The sequence below is a fragment of the Terrabacter terrigena genome, assembly GCF_042676085.1.
GTDB classification, from domain to species: Bacteria; Actinomycetota; Actinomycetes; order Actinomycetales; family Dermatophilaceae; genus Terrabacter; species Terrabacter terrigena.
In genome coordinates this window covers 25098-49101 of sequence record NZ_JBHTKH010000013.1, presented here as the reverse complement: position 1 = coordinate 49101, position 24004 = coordinate 25098, and the positions used below count along the sequence as shown (strand labels likewise).

General features: G+C 71.4%; 21 protein-coding genes. 2 read left to right on the top strand and 19 right to left on the bottom strand.

Annotated elements, in window-relative coordinates:
* Positions 1-7: 7 nt before the first annotated feature.
* On the bottom strand, positions 8-490 hold the full coding sequence (locus ACFQ2V_RS16770) for a TraR/DksA family transcriptional regulator (protein ID WP_386053996.1): 483 nt from the start codon (positions 488-490) through the stop codon (positions 8-10).
* Between the two features lie 79 nt (positions 491-569).
* On the opposite strand from ACFQ2V_RS16770, the gene ACFQ2V_RS16765 reads away from it, so the two are divergent.
* Complete coding sequence (locus tag ACFQ2V_RS16765) at positions 570-1583, top strand: hypothetical protein (protein ID WP_386053995.1); 1014 nt, start codon at positions 570-572, stop codon at positions 1581-1583.
* A 130-nt stretch (positions 1584-1713) separates the two neighbouring features.
* Here the strand turns inward: ACFQ2V_RS16765 and ACFQ2V_RS16760 are convergent, their stop codons facing one another.
* The 18 genes from ACFQ2V_RS16760 to mraZ form a co-directional block, all read right to left on the bottom strand.
* Positions 1714-2997 (bottom strand): DivIVA domain-containing protein, encoded by a 1284-nt coding sequence (locus ACFQ2V_RS16760; RefSeq protein WP_386053994.1) that lies wholly within the window; start codon positions 2995-2997, stop codon positions 1714-1716.
* Positions 2998-3128: 131 nt separating this feature from the next.
* On the bottom strand, positions 3129-3413 hold the full coding sequence (locus tag ACFQ2V_RS16755; protein WP_150988137.1) for a YggT family protein: 285 nt from the start codon (positions 3411-3413) through the stop codon (positions 3129-3131).
* Positions 3414-3512: 99 nt separating this feature from the next.
* The gene (locus ACFQ2V_RS16750) at positions 3513-3995 is read right to left on the bottom strand and encodes a cell division protein SepF (RefSeq protein WP_386053993.1); all 483 of its coding nucleotides are present in this window, start codon (positions 3993-3995) and stop codon (positions 3513-3515) included.
* Between the two features lie 40 nt (positions 3996-4035).
* On the bottom strand, positions 4036-4812 hold the full coding sequence (locus ACFQ2V_RS16745) for a YggS family pyridoxal phosphate-dependent enzyme (RefSeq protein ID WP_386053992.1): 777 nt from the start codon (positions 4810-4812) through the stop codon (positions 4036-4038).
* Positions 4809-5555, bottom strand: a complete 747-nt coding sequence (pgeF, locus tag ACFQ2V_RS16740) for a peptidoglycan editing factor PgeF (RefSeq protein WP_386053991.1) — start codon at positions 5553-5555, stop codon at positions 4809-4811. Before pgeF ends, ACFQ2V_RS16745 begins: the two co-directional genes overlap by 4 nt.
* Before the next feature lie 82 nt (positions 5556-5637).
* On the bottom strand, positions 5638-6978 hold the full coding sequence (gene ftsZ / locus ACFQ2V_RS16735; RefSeq protein ID WP_386053990.1) for a cell division protein FtsZ: 1341 nt from the start codon (positions 6976-6978) through the stop codon (positions 5638-5640).
* A gap of 378 nt (positions 6979-7356) precedes the next feature.
* Positions 7357-8127, bottom strand: coding sequence for a cell division protein FtsQ/DivIB (locus ACFQ2V_RS16730; RefSeq protein ID WP_386053989.1), 771 nt, complete (start codon positions 8125-8127; stop codon positions 7357-7359).
* Positions 8124-9644, bottom strand: coding sequence for a UDP-N-acetylmuramate--L-alanine ligase (gene murC / locus ACFQ2V_RS16725; RefSeq protein WP_386053988.1), 1521 nt, complete (start codon positions 9642-9644; stop codon positions 8124-8126). The genes ACFQ2V_RS16730 and murC overlap by 4 nt, the downstream gene beginning before the upstream one ends.
* On the bottom strand, positions 9641-10750 hold the full coding sequence (gene murG, locus ACFQ2V_RS16720; protein ID WP_386053987.1) for an undecaprenyldiphospho-muramoylpentapeptide beta-N-acetylglucosaminyltransferase: 1110 nt from the start codon (positions 10748-10750) through the stop codon (positions 9641-9643). The genes murC and murG overlap by 4 nt, the downstream gene beginning before the upstream one ends.
* Positions 10747-12021 carry a putative lipid II flippase FtsW gene (gene ftsW / locus ACFQ2V_RS16715; RefSeq protein ID WP_386053986.1) on the bottom strand — a complete coding sequence of 425 codons (1275 nt, stop codon included), beginning with the start codon at positions 12019-12021 and terminating at the stop codon, positions 10747-10749. Before ftsW ends, murG begins: the two co-directional genes overlap by 4 nt.
* Positions 12018-13508, bottom strand: a complete 1491-nt coding sequence (murD, locus tag ACFQ2V_RS16710; RefSeq protein ID WP_386053985.1) for a UDP-N-acetylmuramoyl-L-alanine--D-glutamate ligase — start codon at positions 13506-13508, stop codon at positions 12018-12020. Before murD ends, ftsW begins: the two co-directional genes overlap by 4 nt.
* The gene (gene mraY / locus ACFQ2V_RS16705; protein ID WP_386053984.1) at positions 13505-14590 is read right to left on the bottom strand and encodes a phospho-N-acetylmuramoyl-pentapeptide-transferase; all 1086 of its coding nucleotides are present in this window, start codon (positions 14588-14590) and stop codon (positions 13505-13507) included. Before mraY ends, murD begins: the two co-directional genes overlap by 4 nt.
* On the bottom strand, positions 14587-16008 hold the full coding sequence (locus ACFQ2V_RS16700) for a UDP-N-acetylmuramoyl-tripeptide--D-alanyl-D-alanine ligase (RefSeq protein WP_386053983.1): 1422 nt from the start codon (positions 16006-16008) through the stop codon (positions 14587-14589). Before ACFQ2V_RS16700 ends, mraY begins: the two co-directional genes overlap by 4 nt.
* Positions 16005-17579, bottom strand: coding sequence for a UDP-N-acetylmuramoyl-L-alanyl-D-glutamate--2,6-diaminopimelate ligase (locus ACFQ2V_RS16695; protein ID WP_386053982.1), 1575 nt, complete (start codon positions 17577-17579; stop codon positions 16005-16007). Before ACFQ2V_RS16695 ends, ACFQ2V_RS16700 begins: the two co-directional genes overlap by 4 nt.
* An 11-nt stretch (positions 17580-17590) precedes the next feature.
* Complete coding sequence (locus ACFQ2V_RS16690; RefSeq protein ID WP_386053981.1) at positions 17591-19378, bottom strand: peptidoglycan D,D-transpeptidase FtsI family protein; 1788 nt, start codon at positions 19376-19378, stop codon at positions 17591-17593.
* A gap of 586 nt (positions 19379-19964) precedes the next feature.
* On the bottom strand, positions 19965-20666 hold the full coding sequence (locus ACFQ2V_RS16685) for a hypothetical protein (RefSeq protein WP_386053980.1): 702 nt from the start codon (positions 20664-20666) through the stop codon (positions 19965-19967).
* A complete protein-coding gene (gene rsmH / locus ACFQ2V_RS16680) occupies positions 20663-21673 on the bottom strand; it encodes a 16S rRNA (cytosine(1402)-N(4))-methyltransferase RsmH (protein WP_386053979.1) in 1011 nt (336 codons plus the stop codon). The genes ACFQ2V_RS16685 and rsmH overlap by 4 nt, the downstream gene beginning before the upstream one ends.
* A gap of 376 nt (positions 21674-22049) precedes the next feature.
* Positions 22050-22481, bottom strand: coding sequence for a division/cell wall cluster transcriptional repressor MraZ (gene mraZ / locus ACFQ2V_RS16675; RefSeq protein WP_386053978.1), 432 nt, complete (start codon positions 22479-22481; stop codon positions 22050-22052).
* A gap of 596 nt (positions 22482-23077) precedes the next feature.
* Here mraZ and ACFQ2V_RS16670 point away from each other — a divergent pair.
* A complete protein-coding gene (locus tag ACFQ2V_RS16670) occupies positions 23078-23989 on the top strand; it encodes an AAA family ATPase (RefSeq protein ID WP_386054036.1) in 912 nt (303 codons plus the stop codon).
* Positions 23990-24004: the final 15 nt, after the last annotated feature.

Genomic DNA, 24004 nt, shown 5'->3' with positions numbered 1-24004 from the left:
TCGGGCGTCAGTGGCGATCCTGCTTCTGCTGGCATGTCATGCACAGGGTCGCACGAGGACGTGCCTGAAGTCGAAGCTTGCCGATCGGGTTGCCGCAGTTCTCGCAGATGCCGTAGGTGCCGGCCTCGAGCTGCTCGAGTGCGTGCTCGGCCTGGTGCAGGCTCGCCCGTGCGTTCGCGGCCACGGAGATCTCGTGCTCGCGCTCCGCCGTCTTGGCACCCGCGTCGGCCTGGTCGTCACCGGCACCGTCTCCGGATGCGCGCAGCAGGTCGTCGAGCTCGTCCTCGGCGAGCTTGAGCTCGACCCGGTGCTGCTCGATCTCCTCGACGAGGACTTCGCGCACCTCGCGGATCTCGTCCTCGTTCCAGGGGCTCTCGTCGTCCTTGACCCGGAGGCGCTCGGCGATGGCGCGGGCGCTGGGCTTGCTTGCCGTCTTGGTCGCGGTCTTCGTCGCGCTGGAACGGGGACCTGCGGTTGAGCTCGTCGTCACTGCTGCTGCCTTCTTCGTACGCGTGGCGGGGGCCTTGGCGGCGGGCTTCGTGCCCGTCGCACCCGCTCGGGTGGATGTCGTGGGAGACGGCTTTCCGGCCGCCGCGGTTCGGGAGGCCGTGCGCGCGGCCGAGCCGGACGCACTCGTGCTGGCGGCCTTCCCTGCGGGTGTCGCCTTCTTCGCCGTCGTCTTCTTCGCCGCGGCCTTCTTCGCGGTCACCTTGGTCGTCGTCGCCGCCGTCTGCTTCGCGGTCGTCTTCTTCGTCGGCGCCGCCTGCCGGTCCGCTGACCGGGCTGCCGGCGCCACCTTCCTGGGCGTCGCGACCTTCGTCGCGGGAGCGGCACTCTTCTTGGCCGCCGTCTTCGTGGCCGCCGACTTCGTGGCCGCCGACTTGGCCGCAGTCGGCTTCGTGCCGGTGGTCTTCGCGGCTGCCTTGCCGGCGGACTCCTTTGCCGGCGTCGCCTTCGCTGGGGTCTTGGTCGCGGCCTTCGCCGTCCTCGCCGCGGCCTTCGCCGTCTGGGGCGCGGGAGCCTGCGTCGTCGTCTTCTTCGCGGAGGACGACTTCTTGACAGCGGCCTTGGTGGACGCTGTCGACGCCCCGCCGGCGCTCGTGGCCTTGCGACCGGCCGCACGTGCGACGACGCCCTTCACCGCGCCTGCGGCCTTGGCCGCCGTACGCGCGACTGCCGTGCGGGCACTTCCGCCCTTCGCGGACGCAGCACCCCCGGCGTTCTTCGACGGGATCCGCTTCGCGACACCGTTCTGTGCCGCGCTCTTCGTGGCGCTCTTCGTGGCGCTCTTCGTGGCGCTCTTCGTGGCGCTCCTGCTGGTGGCAGGCGTCGTGCCCGAGACCTTTCGCGCCGCAGCCGTCTTGGTCGGGGTCCTGGTTGCGGCAGCAGCCTTCGTCGCGGCAGCGGTCGTCGTCGCGGGAGCGGGTCGTTTCGAGGCTTTTGCCTTCGTCGTCGCCTTGGTTGCGGCCCCCGGCCTGCTGGTCGCGGTGGAACGCGTGGCGGCGGTCGCCGCAGCCGTCGTCTTCTTCGCCGCCATCAGATCCTCCGTCGCTCGAGCCGTCGACGCTGACAAGTGGGGCTGACAATAAGCCCCGCAGGGACCCCGCACAAACGCGAAACGCAGAAGCGGGCGAAGTGTCCGCCCCTCGAATACAACGCAGGCCGCCCGGGAGGGTTCCCGGACGGCCTGCGTGCGTCTGATCGAGGTCGGGCTCAGCCCTGGTTGCCGTCACCGGCACCGGCGTGCGCCGGCTCCTGGACGCTCGAGTCGAGGTCGTGGAGCTGGCCCTCGATGTAGGACTTGAGGTTGGTGCGGTAGTTCTTCTCGAAGCCCCGCAGCTCGGAGATCTTGCGATCGAGCAGACCCTTCTGCTTGTCGAGCTCCTCGAGGAGGGCTGCCTTCTTCTGCTGCGCCTCGGCGACCATGCCCGTGGCCCGCTCGCGCGCCTCGGTGAGCATCTGGTCGCGCTGGGAGCCCGCCTCGCTGAGCATCTGGTCGCGCTGCGAGGTGGCCTCGGCGATCATCTGGTCGCGCTGCGACGTGGCCTCGGCGATCATCTGGTCACGCTGGGCCGCCGCGGCGGCAGCCAGCTGCTCGGCCTGCTGGGTGGCCTCGTCGTGCCGGGCCTGACCGGTGTTGATGAGCTCGTCGTGTCGGGCCTGAGCAGCGGCGAGCATGTCGCGGTGGCGGTTCTCGGCCTCGGAGATCAGCTCGTTGCGTCGCGACTCACCGGCGGCGACGTGCTCGTCGTGCAGGCGCTGGGCCAGGGCGATCACGCCCGCTGCGTCGAGGTTGCCGGAGACGGCCTTGGCGTCGGGGGCAGCCGCGGCCGCTGCCGCAGCCGGAGCCTTGGCGGCCTCGTTGCGCTGACGCTGGGCGTCCGCGGCAGCCTCGTCTCGGAGTCGCTTCGCGTCGGCGGCCGCAGCCTCGGCGTCGGCCTGTGCCTTGGCGGCGCGCTCGTCGGCAGCCCGGGCGTTCTCCTGCGCCTTGGCGAGCTTGGCCTCGGCCTCGGCGACCTGGGTGTTGAGGCCGTTGAGCTTGGCCTGGGCATCGTTGAGCGCCTGCGAGTCGACGGCGGACTTCGCAGCGGCCTCGGCGCGCTCGGCCTCGGCCTTCGCCCGGTCGACCCGCTCCTTGGCGGCGCGCTCGGCGTTCTCGGCCTCGGCCTTGGCCTTGGCCGCACGGTCGGTGGCCGCCTTGAAGGCGCGCTCGGCGTCCTGGATCTTGGCGGTGAGTCCGCCGAGCTTGGCGTCGTCGCCGGGGCGCCCGACGGCCGGCATGGCGGCCGTGGCGGCGTCGGCACGGACGGCCGACTGGTTCTTGCTCGCGCGGCAGTCGTTGAGCTGCTTCAGGTAGTCGTCACGCTGCTCGATGAGCGAGCGCATCTCCGCCACGATCTCGTCCAGGAAGTCGTCAACGTCCCGCTCCTCGTAGCCACGGCGAAACTGCGTGGTCTGGAAGTGCTTGTTGAGCACCTGTTCCGGCGTAAGCGCCATGTGTCACCTCGATACAGACGTAATGGTTCGGGTCAACGGTATCTAACGTTCCGGTCACGAACCAAAGCCATCGTCACCGATCGACGCGCGCGTCGTTCCCAGCAGTGCGGGATCAGCTGCGCGCCGAAGGATCAGAAGAAGCTCGGCACGTTCAGAGCGAGAGAGGTCAGCAACATCAGGACGAGGAAGCTGAGGTCGAGTCGGACGCCACCGAGGCTCGGCGACGGGATCACCTTGCGCAGGGCACGCAGGGGTGGGTCGGTGACGGTGTAGACCGCCTCGGCCAGGACGAGAACCACGCCGGACGGCCGCCACGAGCGGGCGAGCACCTGCACCCAGTCGATGACGAAGCGACCGATGAGGGCGATGAAGAAGGTGAAGACCACCACCCCGTAGATGGTCCAGAACGCGTCCATGTCGGTCAGTGTCCCTGATGCCCGGGCAAGAGTGTGAACCGGGGTCCCGATCAATACGCGACCGTGACCCTGGACTGGACTCCTGACGGACCAGCGGACTCAGCTCTGGTTGAAGAAGCCGCGGGTGGATGCGGCCGGGGCCTCGGGCTCGTCGGCCGAGATCTCGACGTGCGCCGGCGACAGCAGGAAGACCTTGGAGGTGACCCGCTCGATGGTGCCGTGCAGGCCGAACACGAGGCCCGCAGCGAAGTCGACGAGCCGCTTGGCGTCGGCGTCGTCCATGTCGCTGAGGTTCATGATGACCGGCACCTGGTCGCGGAACCACTCGCCGATGTTCTTGGCCTCGTTGTAGGTGCGCGGGTGGATGGTCGTGATGCGGTTGAGCGAGCCGACCTCGACGTCGCGCACGACGGCGGCCACGGGACGCTTCGTCGGCAGCTGCGTCACGGCAGCGGTGTGCTCGGGCTCGTCGTCGTAGCGGTCGGACTCGTCGTAGGCGTCGTAGTCGTCGTAACGGTCGTGACGCTGGTCCTCCTCGCTCAGTCCGAGGTACACCATCGTCTTGCGCAGTGCCCCTGCCATGGCCAACTCCCAAAACGTCGGATTGTGATCGTTGACGACGTTACAGAAGTGACGGGCGTGAACCGAGGATTGCGGTGCCGACACGCAGGTGTGTCGCCCCATGTCTGAGACCCGCCTCGAGGTCGGCACTCATCCCCGCCGACAGCCAGTCGGCGTCGGGGTGTCGGGCCCGTATGCCGTCGGCCACCGCACGCAGCCGGGCGAAGGCCTCGTCGGGGTCAGCTCCAAGAGGCGCGACGGCCATCACGCCCTTGAGGGAGAGCAGCTCGCGGCCGGCGACCTCGTCGGCGAGGTCGGCAGCCGCCTCCGGCAGCACCCCGCTCCGCGCCGTGTCGCCGTCGAGGCTCACCTGGAGCAGCAGGCGGAGCCTCCTGTCCACCGCGTGCGCCCCGCGGTCGAGGGCCGACACGAGCTTCGAGCGGTCGACGGACTGCACGACGTCGGAGTATCCGGCGACGTGCCCGGCCTTGTTGCTCTGGAGTTGGCCGATGAAGTGCAGGGTCAGCTCGCTCTCACCGGCCTCGGCGAGGGCGTGTCGAGCGGCGCGGAACTTCTCCCCCGCCTCCTGGTCGCGGTTCTCGCCGAAGTGGCGCACGCCGAGCCGGTGGAGGAGCAGGACGTCGGACGCCGGGAAGTACTTGGTGACGACGACGAGCGTGACCTCGTCCGGGTCGCGACCGGCGTCGGCGCACCCCCGCTCGATGCGCGCGTTCACGGCGGCGAGGTTGGTGCGCAGCTCCTCGAGGCGCTGCTCGTCGGGCGTCTCGAGCTGCGTGCCGAGCCGCGGCGCGTCCGGCGACCCGTCGTGAGCCGTCATGCCTGCACCGTCCGGCGCAGCGCGACACCGGCGAAACGGCCGGTGCGGCCGTCGCGGCGGTAGGAGTAGAGGTCGTCGCTCTCACGGGTGCAGCCCGGCACCCACTGGATGCCGACCCCCGCCGACGCGAGCTGTTCGACGACTCCTGCCGCGACGTCGATGGCCGGGGTGCCGGTCCACGACCGGGCCGCGGAAGCAGGCGTGGCCGCTGCCGCCGCCCGCGCCATGTCCTCCGGCACCTCGTAGCACCGGCCGCAGACGGAGGGACCGACCGTCGCCGAGACCGACCGCGCACCCAGGTCACGCATGGCGTCGACGGCACGGCCGATGATGCCCGAAAGCATTCCGGGCCGCCCCGAGTGCACCGCACCGAGCACCCCGGCGGTGTCGTCGTGCAGCAGCACGGGGACGCAGTCGGCCACGAGCACCGCGACGGCGAGGTCGGCCGCGCGCGTGACGATCGCATCGACGGGCGGGGGGTCGCCCGCCCACGGGCCGGCGACCTCGACGACGTCGGTGCCGTGCACCTGGTTCATGAAGACGACCCGCTCACGGGACAGGTCGAGCTCGGCGGCAAGCGCCCTGCGGTTGTCCTCGACGTCGTCGGCATCGTCACCGACGTGTCCGCCGAGGTTCAGACCGGCATACGGACCGCTCCCCCGACCGGCGGACCGGCCGGTGAAGCCGAGCTCGACGGTGCCGCCGGCGGCATCGGTGTCGATCGAGGAGCGCCAGTAGAACACGAGGACAACCTATCTCCGGCACGCACGACGGGCGGGAGGCGGTGGTCGCCTCCCGCCCGTCGCGGTGATGGGTACGGGTCGACTACTTCAGGAAGTCGGGCACGTCGAGGTCGTCGCCCTCGTCGAAGGTGACCTGACGCGGCGGCTGCTGCACCGGCTGTGCCGGAGCGTGGCGCTGGGCCTGCTGGTGCTGCTGCGGCTGGGCCTGCTGGTGCTGCTGGTGGTGCTGCACCGGGGCCGCGACGGGCTGCTGCGTGGGCAGCTGCTGGGCGGGCTGGGACTGCGGCTGAGCCGGCGCAGCGTGCTGCGGCGCCTGCTGCGGGGCACCCTGCTGCGCCACACCGTTGGAGTGCTGCGGCGCGTGCTGGCCACCCTGCTGCGGGGCGGGCGCCGCCGAGCGCTGCTGCTGCTGGGGCTGCGCGGACCGACCCACGACCTGGCCGAGAGCGCGGTCGTCGTGTCGCTGGCTCGGGCCCCCGCCGTCGAAGCCGGCCGCGATGACGGTCACCCGGACCTCGTCGCCGAGCGCGTCGTCGATGACGGCACCGAAGATGATGTTGGCCTCGGGGTGCGCGGCCTCCTGGACGAGACGCGCGGCCTCGTTGATCTCGAAGAGACCGAGGTCCGAACCACCCTGGATCGAGAGCAGGACGCCGTGGGCTCCGTCGATGGACGCCTCGAGCAGCGGGCTGCTGATGGCCAGCTCGGCGGCCTGGACGGCGCGGTCCTCGCCGCGAGCCGACCCGATGCCCATGAGGGCCGAGCCGGCACCCTGCATGACCGACTTGACGTCGGCGAAGTCGAGGTTGATGAGGCCCGGCGTCGTGATGAGGTCGGTGATGCCCTGGACACCGGACAGGAGCACCTGGTCGGCCGAGCGGAAGGCGTCCATCATCGAGACGTTGCGGTCGCTGATCGACAGCAGACGGTCGTTGGGGATGACGATCAGCGTGTCGACCTCCTCGCGGAGGCTGCCGATGCCGGACTCGGCCTGGTTCGCCCGGCGACGACCCTCGAAGGTGAACGGGCGCGTGACGACACCGATGGTCAGGGCGCCGAGGCCGCGCGCGATGCGGGCGACGACCGGCGCGCCGCCGGTGCCCGTGCCGCCACCCTCGCCCGCCGTCACGAAGACCATGTCGGCCCCCTTGAGGACCTCCTCGATCTCCTCGGCGTGGTCTTCGGCCGCCTTCTTGCCCACCTCGGGGTCGGCGCCGGCGCCGAGACCGCGGGTCAGCTCGCGGCCCACGTCGAGCTTGACGTCGGCGTCGCTCATCAGCAGAGCCTGCGCGTCGGTGTTGATGGCGATGAACTCGACGCCCTTGAGGCCGACCTCGATCATGCGATTGATGGCATTGACGCCGCCGCCGCCGATGCCGACGACCTTGATGACGGCCAAGTAGTTCTGCGGTGCTGCTGCCACGAGAGTGGGCCTTCCTGACTGGTGGTGCCGGTGCTGCGATGGGCTGGGGTGTGCGTGAACTGTCGGTGTCGGGGCTCGTTCCGAGCCTGTAAGCCCTCAAACCTTAAACGTCGAGATAAAGGTTACAGTTGGGTCACGAACCAGTGCCCCGACGGTATGACGAGGCGCAGGGCCGATCAACCCACGTCGCGGCGTGTCGTGAGGGTGATTGCCGCATTTACCGCTACCGCGTCCCAGTGGTCACAACAGCACCACCGGACACATGGCGACCCGCTCGTCGTCGACGTCTCCGGACCAGGGTGCCATGCCCTCCGTGACTCCCGTCCGGCGCCCACCGCCCCACGGTCGACAGGCACACCTCGCCGCTGCGTCGAGACGTCAGCGCGTCACGGGAGAGGACGGCACACTCACATCGATGGTCGAACCCGGCTGTCCCATAAGGATCTTCACGAGCTTCGCCTTGCGCTGCCCGTCGCCGGCCCCGCCCCACACGACGGTCTTGCGCCGATCGCCCGACTGGACGGTGAAGGACACCTGGTCGGCGGACGACACCGACACGCCGGAGACGTCGGCACGCAGGGCCGCCTCCAGCGAGCCCAGGGCCTGCAGGGCTGCCGTGACTCCGGCCTTCGTCACCTGGGCGGAGCCGGAGCTGACGAGCGGCACACCGGCCGGGGCCGCGGCCACGGTGCGGAACGCGAAGCCGTCACGGTCCACGACGTCCACCTGACCTCGAGGGTTGCGCACGGCAAGGACGGCGACCCTGGGCGTGACGTCGATGAGGATGGTGTCCGGCAGGCTCCGGCTCACCGAGACGCCGCTCCACGCCTTGCCCGCCACGAGACGCCGCGCCACCGCGTCGGTGTCGACCCTCATGAGAGGGCCCCCCAGCGGCACGCCGGCCACGCTGCGCACCTGCGCCGCAGCGCCTGCGCCGACACCCGTCACCTCGACCTTCGAGGCGGTGAGCGCGCTGCTGAACCAGCCGAGCCAGGCGACGAGACCAGCCACGAGCACGACCCCGACGAGGAGCCCCGCGACCAGCCGAGGCCGACGACGCGCGGCTGCGGCCCGCCTCTCGAAGCGGGTGCGCGACGAGGCCAGCCCGGTGCCCGCGACGCGCCCGGGCACCCTCCGATCGAGCTTCACGTCGCCTCGCCCCCGAGGATGCGCAGCACCTCCGGGCCGACCATCGTCACGTCGCCGGCACCGGCGGTGAGCACGAGGTCTCCAGGCCGCACGAGGGACGCGACACGGCCGGCGACCTCGGACCACGAGGGCACGTAGTGGACCTGCGCCTCGGCCCGCGCGGCGCTGACGGCGTCGGCCACGAGCCGCCCCGAGACCCCCGGCACGGGGTCCTCACGGGCGGCGTAGACGTCCATGACGACGACGACGTCGGCCGGCGAGAGACCCGCCCCGAGCTCCGTCGCGAAGTCACGGGTGCGGCTGTAGAGGTGCGGCTGGAAGACGACGACGAGCCGACCCGACTCGCCCACGAGGGCCTTGGCGGTCTCGACCACGGCTGCGACCTTGCCCGCGTTGTGGGCGTAGTCGTCGACCACGACCACCCCGCCGGCCTCGCCCTTGGGCTCGAACCGCCGCCGGGTGCCGGTGAAGGAGGCGAGCCCTGCGAGCACCCGGTCGGGCTCCTGGCCGAGGCCGTGGACCGCGGCGACATAGGCGGCAGCGGCGTTGAGGGCGTTGTGGCGACCGGGGACGCCGAGCGTCATCCGCCGGCCCGCTCCCCCAGCTGCTCGCCCGGTGGAACCAGCGAAGACGGCGTCGTCGACCCGGTCGGACAGCGTCACCGACGACGTCACGCCGTCCTGCTGGTGATCGGCCAGCACGACGTCGGCCTCCGGGTCGAAGCCGTAGGTCAGCACGTGCGTACCGGCTTCTCGGGCCCGCTGGGCCAGGGCGACCGCCCCTGGGTCGTCGGCGCACGTGACCAGCAGGCCGCCCGGTCGGATCGTGGCCACGAAGGCGTCGTAGGCGGCCTGCACAACCTTGAAGTTCGAGTAGAAGTCGAGGTGGTCCGGCTGCACGTTCGTGACGATCGCGACCTCGGGACCGTAGACGACGAACGACCCGTCGCTCTCGTCGGCCTCCACGACGAAGATGTCGTCGGACCCGTCGTGGGCGTTCGTGCCGTGCTTGGCGAGCTCGCCGCCGACGGCGAACGACGGGTCGAGCCCACACCCCTGCAGGGCGACCGTCAGCATCGAGGTCGTCGTCGTCTTGCCATTGGCACCGGCAACCGCGACCGGCCGGCGGTCGTGCATCAGCGCCGCGAGGCCCTGCGCCCTGTGCAGCACCCGCGCACCACGCTCGCGCGCCGCCACGAGCTCGACGTTGTCGTCGCGGATCGAGCTGCTCATCACGATGGCGTCGGCGCGCTCCTGGTGGCCCTCGTGGAAACCGACCCACACGCCGGCCCCCTCGCTCTCGAGAGCCTTGAGCACAGGCACGTCCTTGGCGTCGCTGCCGGTGACGCGGATGCCGCGCGCGAGCATGATCCGCGCGACGCCCGACATGCCGGCGCCACCGATGGCGAGGAAGTGCACGTGGCCGAGCTCGGCGGCGTTCGGGACGGGGGCCCGGAAGTCGAAGCGCGCCGCCGCGAAGGGGTCGTCGACGGTGGGCGTGCGCGGGGTCTGGGTCACGAGCTCCTGCTCTCTGCTGCGCGGTCGACGAGGTCGGCGAGCTTCTCGTCGGCGGCGGGTTCTCCGAGCGAGCGAGCCGCTGCGGCCATCCGGGAGACCCGCTCCGCGTCAGTGGCCAGCGGCAGCAGCTCGGCGTCGATCCACGCGGGCGTGAAGGCGGCGTCCTCGACGAGGACCCCTCCCCCGGCGGCGACGACCTCGGCGGCGTTGGCCCGCTGCTCCCCGTTGCCGACGGGGAGGGGCACGTAGACGGCCGGCAGCCCGACAGCGGTCAGCTCGCACACCGTGTTGGCGCCCGAGCGGGCCACGACGAGGTCGGCTGCGGCGTACGCGAGCTCCATGCGGTCGGCGTACGGGACGACGACGTACGGTGCCCCGTCGACCGGTGGCTCTGGGGTGAACTCCTTGCCGAGGCCGGTCACGTGGAGGACCTGCACGCCTGCGCTGCTCAGGGCCCCGACGCGGGCCGCGAACGCCTCGTTGAGGCGCTGGGCGCCGAGCGACCCGCCGGTGACGAGGACGGTCGGCCACTGCGGCTGCAGGCCGAAGAGGGCGAGCGCCTCGTCGCGGGCCGTGGCCCGGTCGAGGGTCGCGACCTCGTGTCGCAGCGGCATGCCGATGCGCTGGGCGCCGGGCAGCGCCGTGCTGGCGAAGGTCGTCGCGACGGCGGTGGCCCACCGCGCGCCGAGCCGGTTGGCCAAGCCTGCTCGGGTGTTCTGCTCGTGGATGACGATGGGCACGCCGCGTCGTCTCGCGGCGAGGTAGGCGGGCGTGCTGACGTAGCCGCCGAAGCCCACCACGACGTCGGCACCGGTCTCGTCGATGGCTCGACCGGCGGCGTCGACCGCCGCCCTGAGCCTGGCCGGCAGGCGCAGGAGGTCGGCGCTCGGGCGTCGGGGCAGCGGCACCTTGGGCACGACCATCAGGTCGTAGCCGCGGGCCGGAACGAGGCGCGCCTCGAGCCCCTCCTGCGTGCCGAGTGCGGTCAGCCTGATGTCGGGGTGCCTGCGCCGCAGCGCGTCGGCGAGGGCGAGCAGGGGCGACACGTGGCCGGCGCTGCCTCCCCCTGCGAGCAGGACGGAGGTGGGCGAGGACAGGGGGATCACCGGTTTCTGGGACGTTGCGGAACGGAGCGCACGCGGGACGGGAGCACCGAGAGCGACCGACGGACAAGGCTGGGGCGCGCGTCGAGCAGCGCCTTGCAGCCGGGCTCGTTGCGGGCGAACGACAGCAGGATGCCGAGCGCCACGAGGGTCGTGACGAGCGACGAGCCACCCGCGGAGACGAGGGGCAGCGGCACGCCGATCACGGGGAACAGACCGATGACGGCGCCGATGTTGATGATGGCCTGACCGAGCAGCCACGCCATGATGCCGAACCCGGCGATGCGCACGAAGCGGTCCTGGGTGCGGCTCACGAGGCGGAAGCAGGCCCACGCTAGGATGCCGAAGAGCAGCAGGATCATCAGGGTTCCGGGCAGCCCGAGCTCCTCGCCGATGATCGCGAAGATGAAGTCGTTGTGGGCCTCGGAGAGCCATTCCCACTTCTCCTTGGACGCCCCCAGGCCGACGCCCCACCAGCCGCCGTCGGCGAGCGCGTAGAGGCCGTGCACGGACTGGCCGCACCAGCCGTCGGGGTCGGCCTGGCACGTAGGGTCCAGCCACCTCGCGATGCGGTCCATGCGGTTGTTGCTGCCGGTGACCATGACGGCCACGCCGACCGCAGCCAGGCAACCGGCCGCCGCGAAGACGCGCATCGGCGCACCTGCCACGAGCAGCACCGCCGCGACGATGACGAGGACGACCATGGCCGTGCCGAGGTCGTGCCCGGCGAGGATGAGCCCGAGCACGACGGTCGCGATGGGGATGAGGTAGGGCAGCACGACGTGCAGCAGGCTGGCCATGCGCGAGGCCTTGTTGGCGAAGATGACGGCGCCGACGAGCACCAGCCCGACCTTGGCGAACTCGGCGGGCTGGAACTGCACCGGGCCGAGCGCGAGCCAGTTGCGGTTGCCGTTGACCGACTTGCCGAACGGGATGACGGCGGCGAGCAGCAGCACCGACACGACCATCGTCGGGAACGCGAGGCGCTTCCACCAGCCGACGTCGAGGCGGCTCGCGAAACCGGCGAGGACGGCCCCGATCACGGCGAAGAGCAGCTGGCGCACGAAGATCGAGTACGACGCCTCGTCGGCGATGAGCGCCTCGACGCTCGACGCCGAGAACACCATGATCAGCCCGAACACGACCAGCGTCGAGGTGGCGCCGAGGATCAGGTAGTACGTCGTCAGGGGCGACTCGAGCTTGCCGATGACGGGCAGCGGCCGCGGCCCCGAGGAGGCGGTGCCAGCCTTGTCGTCAGCGGTCGTCGCGCTCACTCCGGACCCCCGTGTGCCTCCAGGTGCCGCCGGACCGCCTCCTCGAAGGCGTCTCCGCGGGCCCCGTAGTTGGTGAACATGTCCATCGACGCGGCGGCGGGGGCCAGCAGCACGACGTCGCCCGGCTGGGCGAGGCGGGCAGCCTCCCTGACGACACGGTCCATGACTCCAGTGTCGGTCTCGGAGACGTCGACGACCGGCACATCGGGCGCGTGTCGGGAAAGGGCGAGCGCGATCTGCGCCCGGTCGGCCCCGATGAGCACGACTCCACGCAGCCGCGAGGCCATCTCCTCGACCAGGCTGTCGACGTCGGCACCCTTGAGCAGGCCTCCCGCGACCCACACGACCGAGTCGAAGGAGCGGATGGCGGCCGCGGCGGCGTGCGGGTTGGTCGCCTTGGAGTCGTTGACGAAACGCACTCCCCCGACGGTTGCGATCTCGGCGATGCGGTGCCGGTCGGGGCGGAAGGCGCGCAGCCCGTCGCGCACGGCGATCGGACCCACCCCGTACGCGCGAGCCAGCGCGGCCGCCGCGAGGGCGTTGGCGACGTAGTGCGGTGCGACTGAGGGCGCGTCGCCCTGCAGGTCGGCGAGCGTGCACAGTTCGGCGGCGGAGCGCTGCCGCTGCTCGACGAACGCACGGTCGGCCAGGACGTCCTCGACGATGCCGACCATCGAGGGCGCCGGGATGCCGGTGGTGAAGCCGACGGCGCGGCAGCCCTCGACGACGTTGGCCTCCATGACGAGCTGCTCGGTCTGGATGTCGGCCACGTTGTAGATGCAGGCCAGGTGGGTGTTCTCGTAGATCTTGCCCTTGGCGCGGAGGTACTCGGCGTAGCTGCCGTGCCAGTCGATGTGGTCGGGGGCGACGTTGAGCACCGCCGACGCGACGGCCGAGATCGACCGTTGCCAGTGCAGCTGGAAGCTCGACAGCTCGACGGCGAGCACGTCGTAGGGCTCGGGGTGCAGCACGGCCTCGAGCAGCGGCGTGCCGACGTTGCCCGCCGACGTCGCCCGGAGACCTGCCGCGCGCAGGATGGAGGCGAGCATGTTGACCGTCGTGGTCTTGCCGTTGGTGCCGGTGACGGTCAGCCAGGGGGCCGCGCCCTCACGTGCCCGCATGCGCCACGCCAGCTCGACCTCGCCCCAGACGGGTGTGCCGGCGCTGGCGGCCGCGAGCATGAGCGGGTCGTGCGGGGGCACGCCCGGTGAGGTGACGACGAGCTCGGTGCCGGGAGGCGGCTCCACGACGTGCTCGGGGCCGAGGCGCACGTCGACGTCGAGGATGCCGAGGATCGTCGCCCGCTCGTTGATGACGTCGGTGGTGTCGCGCGAGACGACCGTGACCCGCGCGCCGCGCTCGGCGAGGGCGTCGGCGGCCGCGAAGCCGGACACGCCGAGGCCGACGACGAGGACGTTGATGCCGGACCAGTCGGCGTCGCGGTGGGTCAGTCCCTCGCGGGGCTCGTAGGAGGGGTCGAAGGTCACTGGGAACCCACCACCCACTCGGCGTAGAAGACGCCGAGGCCGAAGGCGACGAAGAGCCCGGCGATGATCCAGAAGCGGACCACCACGGTCACCTCGTTCCACCCGACCATCTCGAAGTGGTGGTGCAGCGGCGCCATCCTCAGCACCCGTTTACCGGTGGTCTTGAACGAGGCGACCTGCGCGACGACCGAGAGCGTCTCGAGGACGAACATGCCGCCGAGGATGACGAGCAGCATCTCGGTGTGAGTCGCGATCGCGAGGCCCGCGAGCGCGCCGCCGAGGGCGAGCGAGCCGGTGTCGCCCATGAAGATCTTGGCCGGGGTGGCGTTCCACCAGAGGAACCCGAAGCAGGCGCCCATGCCGGCGGCAGCGACGAGGGCGAGGTCGTGCGAGTCGCGCACCTCGTAGCACTTGATGCCCGGGTTGGTCTGGCAGTTCTGGTTGTAGGTCCAGATGCTGATGAGGACGTAGGCGCCGAACACCATCGTGGAGACACCGGTCGCCAGGCCGTCGAGGCCGTCGGTGAGGTTCACCCCGTTGGAGGCCCCGGCGATCATGACGTTGGCGAAGATGACGAAGAGGATGACGCCGACGACGGTGCTGCCCCCGAGAGCGAGGCTGATGTTCGTGTCACGCACGAACGACACGAGCAGCGAAGCGGGCGTGCGGTACTGCTCGTTGGGGAACTGGAGGGCGAGCCCGGCGAAGGTGATGCCGACGAGGGCCTGGCCGACCAGCTTCTGCTTGGACCGGAGGCCCAGGCTGCGTTGCTTGCGGATCTTGATGAAGTCGTCGAGGAACCCGACGAACCCGAGGCCGGCCATGAGGAACAGCACGAGCAGGCCACTCGCCGTCGGCGGGTTGAGGGTGAGCAGGTGCGCCAGGAAGTAGGCGCCGAGCGTCGCCGCGAGGATCACCGCGCCGCCCATCGTCGGGGTGCCGCGCTTGGTGTGGTGCGAGGTCGGTCCGTCGTCGCGGATGAACTGGCCGTAGCCGCGCTTGACGAGGAACTTGATGAAGAGCGGGGTGCCGAACAGCGAGATCAGCAGCGAGATGGATGCCGCGAGGAGGACGCCCTTCACCGCGCCACCGCCTCGCCGTCCGCCGGGACGGCTCCCGGGTCGGCGGGCGTTCCTGCGTCGGCCGCGAGCCGGTCGCCGAGCCAGCGAAGACCGCTGTCACGGCTCGACTTGAGCAGCACCACGTCACCCGGACGCACCCGGGACGACACGAGGTCGTGGGCGGCGTCGGTGTCGGCGACCCACTCGGCGCCCGGGAAGGCGTCGGCGATGGGGCGGGCACCCTCGCCGACGGCGACGACGTGGTCGAAACCGCGCTCGGCGGCATACGCCCCCACGCCTGCGTGCTCGGCGTCGCTGTCGGCACCGAGCTCGAGCATGCCCCCGAGCACGGCCCACCGCTCACCCGAGGCCCGCATCGCGGCGACGGCGTCGAGGGCCGCACGCATCGAGTCGGGGTTGGCGTTGTAGGCGTCGTTGACGACGACCACGCCGTCCGGCCGGTCGGTGATCTCCATGCGCCACCGGCTCACCGCCTCGGCGGCACCGAGCCCGGCGACCACCTGGTCGAGCGAGAGCCCGAGCTCGAGGGCCGCGGCCGCGACGGCGAGCGAGTTGCCGACGTGGTGGGCGCCGCTCTGCCGCAAGGAGACCGCGGCCGTGCCCTGCGGGCACACGAGGGTGTATGCCGCCCTGCCGCGCTCGTCGAGGACGACGTCCACCGCGCGTACCTCGGCCTCGGGCGCGACGCCGACGAGCTGCACGCGGCAGGTGAGGCCGTCGGCCATCGCGGCGACGAGGGGGTCGTCGGCGTTGAGGATCGACAGCCCCTCGGCGGGCACCGCCCGGGGCAGCTCCGCCTTGGCCACGGCGATGTTCTCGCGCGAGCCGAACTCGCCGACGTGCGCGGTGCCGACGTTGAGCACGATCGCCACCTGAGGCGGTGCGATGCGGGTGAGGTAGTCGATGTGGCCGATGCCGCGGGCGCCCATCTCGGCGACGAGGAACCGGGTGGTCGGGGTGACCCGGCAGACGGTCAGCGGAACCCCGATCTCGCCGTTGAGGGAGTTGACCGGTGCGACGGTCTCGGCGACGGACGAGAGGACCGAGGCGAGCAGGTCCTTGACGCTCGTCTTGCCGGACGAGCCGGTGATGCCGACGACACGCAGCTCTGGAGCCCGGTCGACGACACCGCGTGCGACGCGGCCGAATGCCGTCTGCACGTCGTCGACGACGACGCACGGCAGGCCGTCGACGACTCGCGACGTCAGCGCGGCGACGGCTCCCGCGGCGGCCGCAGCAGGCACGAAGTCATGCCCGTCGGCGGTCTCGCCGACCCGGGCGACGTAGAGGCTGCCCGGCCCGCACTCGCGCGAGTCGGTCGACACCGTGCCGTCGACCGTGACGGTGTGGGGCGTGGTGGTGCCATGGACCTCACCGCCGGTCAGGTCACGGATCTCGCTGAGCGACAACGGGATCACGCCGTCACCCCCGGTGAGGTGGCGGCTGCGAGGGCGGCGCGGACTGCGTCGCGGTCGTCGAACGGATGCTTCACTCCGTGGATCTCCTGACCCTTCTCGTGTCCCTTGCCGAGCACCACCACGGTGTCGACAGGGCGGTCGTCCCCCGTGCTGACCACCGCGAGCGCGATGGCCTCGGCGATCGCGCTCGAGCGCGTGCCGCCGTCGATGATCTCAGTGGCTCGCGCGCTGCCGTCACGCACCACCTCCCGCGCCCCGGCGATGACCTCGGCGCGGATCTGGGCGGGGTCCTCGGAACGCGGGTTGTCGTCGGTGACCACCACGACGTCGGCCTGCCGCGCTGCGGCGGCGCCCATGGCCGGTCGTTTGCCGCGGTCACGGTCGCCGCCGGCACCGAGCACGGCGATGAGCCGGCCCTCCGTCGAGGAGCGCAACGCCGCGAGCGCCGCATCGACGGCGTCGGGCGTGTGCGCGAAGTCGACGATGCATCGCGGTCCGTCGGGGCCACCGGCGGAGACGACCTCCATGCGCCCCGGCACGTCGGGCGGCACGGCCATCGCAGCCTCGACGGCAGCGGGCTCGAGCCCGACCCGCAGCAGCGCCAGGGCGGCCAGAGCCGTGTTGGCGACGTTGAAGTGGCCCGGCAGGTGCGACACCAGCTCGAGGGACGCACCCGTGGCGCGTTCGCGGAGCGTGAACGCGCCGCCGCTCGACTCCTCGGCGGACCAGTCCGCCTCGGGCGTCTCGGCCGTCGTGGACCGTGCGCTCGTCGAGAGCGTCGTGGTCGGCACGCCCGACTCGACCGCCAGCCGGCGCCCCCACTCGTCGTCCACGCAGACGACGGCGGAACGTGAACGCCGTGGCGTGAACAGGGAGGCCTTCGCCGCGAAGTAGTCGTCCATGGAGGCGTGGAAGTCGAGGTGGTCCTGCGAGAGGTTCGTGAACAGGGCGACGTCGTAGACGACCCCGTCGACCCGGTGCAGCTCGAGCGCGTGGCTCGAGACCTCCATGACGCAGGCGTCGATGCCCCTCTCGCGCATGACGCCGATCAGCGCGTGCAGGTCGGTGGCCTCGGGGGTGGTGCGCACCGACTCGATGCGCTCGTCGCCGATGCGCGTCTCGACGGTGCCGATGAGGCCGGTGCGCCGGCCGTGGGCCCGCAGGGCCGACTCCACGAGGTACGCGGTCGTGGTCTTGCCGTTGGTGCCGGTGATCCCCAGCATGGTCAGGTCGGCGGACGGGTGGGCGTAGACGAGGTCGGCCACGTCACCGAGGACGCTGCGCGGGTCGGCTGTCACGACGACCGGAACGGTGCATCCGGCCAGCTCGTCGCTCCCCTGCGCGTCGGTCAGCACCGCGACCGCTCCGGCTGCGACGGCGTCCGCGGCGAAGCGCGCGCCGTGCACGTTGAAGCCCGGGAGTGCGGCATACAGGTCACCCTGGACGACGGCACGGCTGTCGAGCGTGACACCCGTCACGAGCACGTCGTCGGCGCACGAGGCCCCGATCCGGGCGGTCAGGTCGCGGAGGTGCACGCCCGACGTGGCGGGTCTTGGGGGGGAAGGTGACACGTCATCCCAACTTACAGGCCATCCCGCTTGGCCCGCGCATTGCTGATCACCTGGGGATCGTCGGACGACAGCGGCTTGTCGGCCCAGACGCGGTAGTCGAGGTTCGACTTGGGGCTCGGCGGGGCGCCGGTGCGCTCGAGGAGGTAGCTCATGATCTGGTTGAAGACCGGCCCGGCGAGCATGCCGCCGAACATGCCGGCGGACGGCTTCTGGATGAAGACCGCGACGACGTACTTCGGCGCCTCGGCGGGCGCGAACCCGATGAACGAGGCCGTGAAGCCGTTGTAGCGCTTGAGCTTGTCGTCGTAGCGGTCGGCGGTGCCGGTCTTGCCCGCCACGCGGTAGCCCTTGATGCGGGCGGCGCTGGCGGTGCCGTTCTGGCCCGTGACCTCCTCCATCATGCGCGACAGCTTGACCGCGGTGTCCTCGGTGACGACCCGAGACGGCGTCGTCGGGGTCGCCGGGACGAAGGTGCCGCTGTCGTTGACCGTGCCCTCGACGAGGGACGGCGGCACGCGTACGCCCTTGTTGGCGATGGTCTGGAACACGCCGGCCTGCTGGATCGCGGTGACGGCGTAGCCCTGGCCGAAGAGGATCGTGTAGCGGCGCGTCGAGATCCAGTCCTTGGCGCCGGCGAGCAGGCCGGCCGACTCGCCGGGGAATCCCACCGGGGTCTTCGAGCCGATGCCGAACTTGCGGTAGTACGCCTCCATGACCGCGGGCGTGACGCGCTCGCCGATGAGCATCGTGCCCATGTTGGACGACTTGGCGAGCACCCCGGTGGCGGTCATGTTCTCGACGCCGTGCGGCTCGTTGTCCTTGAACGACGTGCCGGCGCGTGGCAGGCGTGGCGGCACGATGACCCCGGTGTCGGGTGTGATCACCTTCTGCTCGAGGGCTGCCGCCATCGTCATGAGCTTGCCGGTCGACCCTGGCTCGAAGGCGTCGTTGAAGGCGTAGTTGCCCAGCGAGGCCTTCTTGGCGTCGGCGAGGTCGTTGGGGTCGAACGTCGGGTAGCTCGCGGCGGCCCGGACCTTGCCGGTGGCCACCTCGAGGACGACCGCCGTGCCCGACTCGGCCCCGACGCCGGTGACCTGCTTGGCGAGGGCGTTCTGGGCGTACCACTGCAGGTCGGCGTCGATGGTCAGCTTGACGTCGCGGCCGTTGACGACGGGAGTGTCGACCCGCTGCGAGCCGGGGATGGCGTAGCCGTCGCGGGCCCGCTCGAAGACGCTGACACCCGGCGTGCCCTTGAGCTCCTTGTCGAGCATCTGCTCGATGCCGCCGGCACCGCTCTGGTCGTCGGGGCGCACGAACCCGACGAGCTGGCCGAGGGCCATGGAGGTCGGGTAGATCCGCTGGGCCGTCCGCGTGCCGGTGATGCCGGGGATGCCCAGCGTGCGGATCTCGCGGTAGATCGCGGGGTTGACCTCCTTCTTCACCACGACGTAGCGGGTGCCGGACCGGGTGAAGAGCCTGGTGAGCTGGGAGGTCGACATGTCGAGCAGCGGGGCCAGGTCGGTCGCCGCGCGCGTGACACCGACCTTCGTACGCTTGCCGTCGACCTTGACGGTGTACTCGGGGATGATCTTGGGGTCGGCGGCGATGGTGAAGCGCTCGACCGAGTCGGCGAGCACCTGGCCGTTGGTGTCGAGGATCTGCCCGCGCATGGCCGGGGTGGTCGTCTTGGTCGTCCGCTTGAACTGCGCGGCCTCCTGCGTCGCGGATGCGTCGAACGCCTGGATCCGCAGCAGCTGGCCGGCGAAGATCGTAAAGACGAAGAGGATGGCCACGAACATGACCCGCGCCCTGCGGCGCGGGTTGGCCTTCGAGATGCGGAGCGGGCGCTTGGGCCCACCGGGGCCTCTGGGACCTCGCGGACCCTTGGGCCCGAAGGTCCCGAGGGCGCGTGCTGCGGCTGCGCGCTTGGGGGCCGGACCGCGCCCGCGCCCTGCCGGCGCCGGGCGGCCGGATCCCCCCGCTCGCGCGGAAGGTCGGGCAGCACGCGTACGCGTGGGGACGGCATCGACCGACCGTGCGGACCTGCCCGCGCCACCCCTCGCGGCAGGGGCCCCGCGCCCCGTCGACGAGGCGCGGGACGTCGTGTCGCGGCGCACGCCGCCCTGCCGCTGTGGCTGCTTGCCGGTGGCCTTGCTCGCCACCTTGCCGGTGGGCTTGGCCCGGCTCGCTGCGCTCCCCTGCCCGCCGGCGGTCGTGCGCGAGGGACGGGGCCGCCCGGCTCGCGACGGGGAACCCGAGGTGGTCGCACGCGCCGGGCTCGATGCGCCCGAACGCTGCGCGGGCGCACTGCCGCGGCCGGTCCGCCCGGGATCGGCACCTCGGTCCTGCGTCACGGTCTCACCTCGCCGTCTCTGCTGGGTCTGCTCAGTCCGTCGTGCCCAGTGTGGGCGTGCCGGACGTCTCGTTCGTTGCACCGGGCACCGTCGGCGTGGCGTCCTGGCCCGAGGACGCCTGGCCGGCCTTGGCCTTGTCGTTCCCGGCCTTGTCGTTCTTCACCTTGTCGGCCTTGCCCTGGTCGGCCTTCTGCTTGTCGGCCTTGGCGTTCTCGCTCTGACGGGCGACGTCCGCGCTGGACGCGGCGTTGCTGGCGGTCGTCGCAGACGAGAGCAGCTTCTTGACCTTCGCCGTGACGACCGGCGGCGTCGGGCTCGTGACGATGGGGAACGCGTTGTTCGTCGTCGCAGGCTCCGCCTGACCGGTCACCGTGCCCTTGGCGAGGTCGATGTAGCCGCGGGCGTTCATCCGGACCATGCCGATCTCGGCCGCGCTGCGGGCGAGCGCGCCGGTGGCGGAGGCACGGTCGATCTCCTCCTGGAGGTTGCCTGCCGTGTCGCCGAGGCGCGCCGACTCACGGTTCAGGTCACCCAGCGCCAGGGAGCCCTGGGCGAGTGCGGTGTTGAGCAGCAGCAGCGCGATGAGGCCGCCGATGAGCAGGCCGATGCAGATCGCCACGAAGGTGCCGTTCCCGGTGCGCGTGATGCGGGCGGGGATGACGCGCAGCGGCGTGGGGGCGGGACCACGCCGCGGGACGCGGAGCGGTCGGGCCGTGGCGGTCATCTGGCTCATCGGGGGGTTCCCTTCCTGGTGCTGCTGGCTGAGGGGTGAGTGCCGGTGTCGCGCACGCGCTCGACGACGCGGAGTCGGGCCGAGGCGGCCCGGGGGTTCGTGGTGACCTCGTCGTCGGAGGGGGCCTCGGCCCCGCGCGTGACGAGGCGGAGGTACGCCGCGTGCTCGGGGAGCTCGACCGGCAGCCCGGGCGGGGTGCTGGAGGTCGCACCCTCGGCGAAGGCCCGCTTGGTGGCCCGGTCCTCGAGCGAGTGGTAGGACAGCACGGCGATGCGCCCCCCCACGGCGAGCACGTCGATCGCCTCGTCGATGGCGCGTCGCCAGACCTCGAGCTCGTCGTTGACCTCGATGCGCAGGGCCTGGAAGGTCCGCTTCGCCGGGTGCCCGCTCTGGCGCTGCGACGCCGCCGGGATGACGCGGCGCAGCATCTCGACGAGCCGCCCCGACGTGGTCCAGGGCTCGGCGACGCGGTCGTGGACGATGACCTTCGCGATCTTGCTCGCGAAGCGCTCCTCGCCGTACTCGCGCAGGATCCGCGTCAGGTCCTCGACCGAGTAGGTGTTGAGGACGTCGGCGGCGGTCCGGCCGGTGGACTGGTCCATGCGCATGTCAAGCGGCGCGTCGACGCGGTAGGCGAACCCGCGGTCGGCCTCGTCGAGCTGGAGGGAGCTGACACCGAGGTCGAAGAGGATGCCGTCGACCGCGGGCACGTGCAGGTCGGCCACGACGTCCTTGATCTCGTCGTAGACGGCGTGCACCGGGCGGAAGCGGTCACCGAACCGGGCGAGCCGCTCCCCGGCGAGCGAGAGCGCCTCGCGGTCGCGGTCGATGCCGACGACCACGCACTCCGGGAAGCGCTCGAGGACGCCCTCGGCGTGACCGCCCATGCCGAGCGTGCCGTCGACGTGCACCGCTCCGGGGCGCTCCAGTGCCGGCGCGAGCAGCTCGAGGATCCGGTCGCGCATGACGGGGACGTGGCGTCCGTGCGCCGGTCCTCGATCGCTCATGGTGCGTCCCTCTCACGCTGGTGTTGCTGGTGGTCTCGCTGGGTGCGCTGTGGGGCGCCTGTGCATCTGTGTGGCTGGTGTGACTCGTGTGACCTGACGGAGCCTGGAGCTCTCCGCGGTCGGGCGGGTCTGGGTGTGTGGTGCGCCGGCGGCGCTCGCGCGACCAGGTGGAGGGTGCTGGTCGGTGCCGAGCGGCTGGCGGGGATCGGACGGGCGTCGGGCCGGGTGTGAACGGGGTCGAACGGGGATCTGGTTCTGCGCCCCCGGACCTGGGGGCTGGTCCCCATCCGCTGCCTCGCCCGGGACGGGGGAAGTCGTCCCGGGGGCGGAGCGGCTGGAGGCCGGCACTCAGGTGCGTTGCGCCTCGAGCAGTGGGTCAGAAGAGACCGGGGATCACCTCCTCGGCGGTGTCGGCGAAGCTCTGCTCGGTTTCCTCGAGGTAGGCGTTCCAGACCGCGCTGTCCCAGACCTCGAGGCGGGAACCGGCACCGATGACGGTGACCTCACGGTCGAGGCCGGCGTACTGGCGCAGGTTGGCGGGGATCGTGAAGCGGCCCTGCTTGTCGGGGATCTCGTCGGAGGCGCCGGAGAGGAACACGCGCATGTAGTCGCGGGCCGCCTTGCTCGTGGTCGGCGCCTGCCGCATCTGCTCGGCGACCTTGACGAACTCGTCCATCGGGTAGATGAACAGGCTGCGCTCCTGGCCACGCGTCACGACGAGGCCACCGGCCATGCGTTCGCGGTACTTCGCGGGAAGGAACAGCCGGCCCTTCTCGTCGAGCCGGGGCGTGTGCGTCCCGAGAAACATGGACCGCCACCTCCCCTTTGTCGACCCGCGGGCGTCCCCATTCACTACCTTGATGCCCCACGATACTCCACTTTGCCCCACCGTCAACGAACTTTGACCCAAATCGGGCCGGCGCGTCCCACGTTTACGCAGGTCAGCGAGGGTGGAGCGATGTGGAGGGGCCAACGGGCACCTCTCTCATGACCGGCTCACCCAGCTCGAGAGAGCACGCCGGACCGCTCCCCCCTCGTGCTCGAACCACCCGCCTCCACGCATCGCTGCAGCCGCGAAACGAACCGAACGAGCCCTGGAGACGTTGCCTGTGGAGGAAAGTGGAAGGGTTTCTTCGGTCATGGCTCCGGCGGCCGCGGGCACGGGAGGTCGCACGACACGAGTGCGGCCAGCCCTACCCGCGACCGGGGTCCATGGGAGAAGATCACCTGACGGGTCGCGCGCCCGCCAGGGCAGGGCTGCGCCACGCAGGGCGCAGGACACGGGGACGACAAGCGGAGGACAGTGTGACGACGACGGACACCGGGCTCGAGACCACGGCAGACCCGGGCACCACGGCGGGGACGGCCGACCTCGGCCTCATCCACGACGTGGCCGACCGGCTGATGGCGGCGATGACCAGTGTCATCGAGGGGAAGCCAGACGTGGTCCGCACCACGGTGACGGTGCTCTTCGCCGGCGGTCACCTGCTCATCGAGGACGTGCCGGGCGTCGGCAAGACGATGCTCGCCAAGACGCTGGCCAAGTCGATCGACGCGACCGTTCGCCGCATCCAGTTCACCCCCGACCTGCTGCCGAGCGACGTCACCGGCGTCAGCATCTTCAACCAGGACGCGCGACGCTTCGAGTTCCGCCCGGGCGCGATCTTCGCCAACGTCGTCGTCGGCGACGAGATCAACCGGGCCTCTCCGAAGACGCAGTCGGCCCTGCTCGAGTCGATGGAGGAACGCCAGGTCACCGTCGACGGCACGACCTACACGCTCCAAGCGCCCTTCATCGTCATGGCGACCCAGAACCCCATCGAGATGGAGGGCACCTATCCTCTCCCCGAGGCCCAGCGCGACCGCTTCATGGCCCGCATCTCGATGGGGTACCCGTCGCCCGGCGCCGAGCTCGACCTGCTCGAGAGCCACGGCGCGTCCTCGCCCCTCGACGGGCTGACCGCCGTCACCGACGCCGACACCATCAACCGCGTCGTCCAGGCGGTCGCGCACGTGCACGCCAGCCCAGCCGTACGCCAGTACATCGTCGACCTCGTCGCACGGTCGCGCTCCACGTCGGCGCTGCGCCTCGGTGCGTCACCCCGCGCTGCCCTGCACCTGCTCCGGGCATCGCGCGCGTACGCCGCCCTCGAGGGTCGCGACCACGTGATCCCCGACGACGTCCAGGTGCTGGCCGGCCCCGTGCTGGCCCACCGCCTCATGCCCTCGAGCGAGACACAGCTCGCCCGCCGCACGACCGCCGACGTGGTCACCGACCTGCTGCGCCAGGTGCCGGTGCCGCCGGCAGCACGTTGAGCGAGGAGAAACGCC

Excerpts from the sequence above, each read along its gene's own strand:
- ACFQ2V_RS16670 (WP_386054036.1), top strand. The coding sequence starts at position 23,078 with ATGGCGGCGATGACCAGTGTCATCGAGGGGAAGCCAGACGTGGTCCGC.
- ACFQ2V_RS16690 (WP_386053981.1), bottom strand. The coding sequence starts at position 19,378 with ATGTTCGTGGCCATCCTCTTCGTCTTTACGATCTTCGCCGGCCAGCTG.
- ACFQ2V_RS16685 (WP_386053980.1), bottom strand. The coding sequence starts at position 20,666 with ATGAGCCAGATGACCGCCACGGCCCGACCGCTCCGCGTCCCGCGGCGT.
- mraZ (WP_386053978.1), bottom strand. The coding sequence starts at position 22,481 with ATGTTTCTCGGGACGCACACGCCCCGGCTCGACGAGAAGGGCCGGCTG.
- rsmH (WP_386053979.1), bottom strand. The coding sequence starts at position 21,673 with ATGAGCGATCGAGGACCGGCGCACGGACGCCACGTCCCCGTCATGCGC.
- ACFQ2V_RS16755 (WP_150988137.1), bottom strand. The coding sequence starts at position 3,413 with ATGGACGCGTTCTGGACCATCTACGGGGTGGTGGTCTTCACCTTCTTC.
- ACFQ2V_RS16745 (WP_386053992.1), bottom strand. The coding sequence starts at position 4,812 with ATGACGGCTCACGACGGGTCGCCGGACGCGCCGCGGCTCGGCACGCAG.
- ACFQ2V_RS16750 (WP_386053993.1), bottom strand. The coding sequence starts at position 3,995 with ATGGCAGGGGCACTGCGCAAGACGATGGTGTACCTCGGACTGAGCGAG.
- ACFQ2V_RS16760 (WP_386053994.1), bottom strand. The coding sequence starts at position 2,997 with ATGGCGCTTACGCCGGAACAGGTGCTCAACAAGCACTTCCAGACCACG.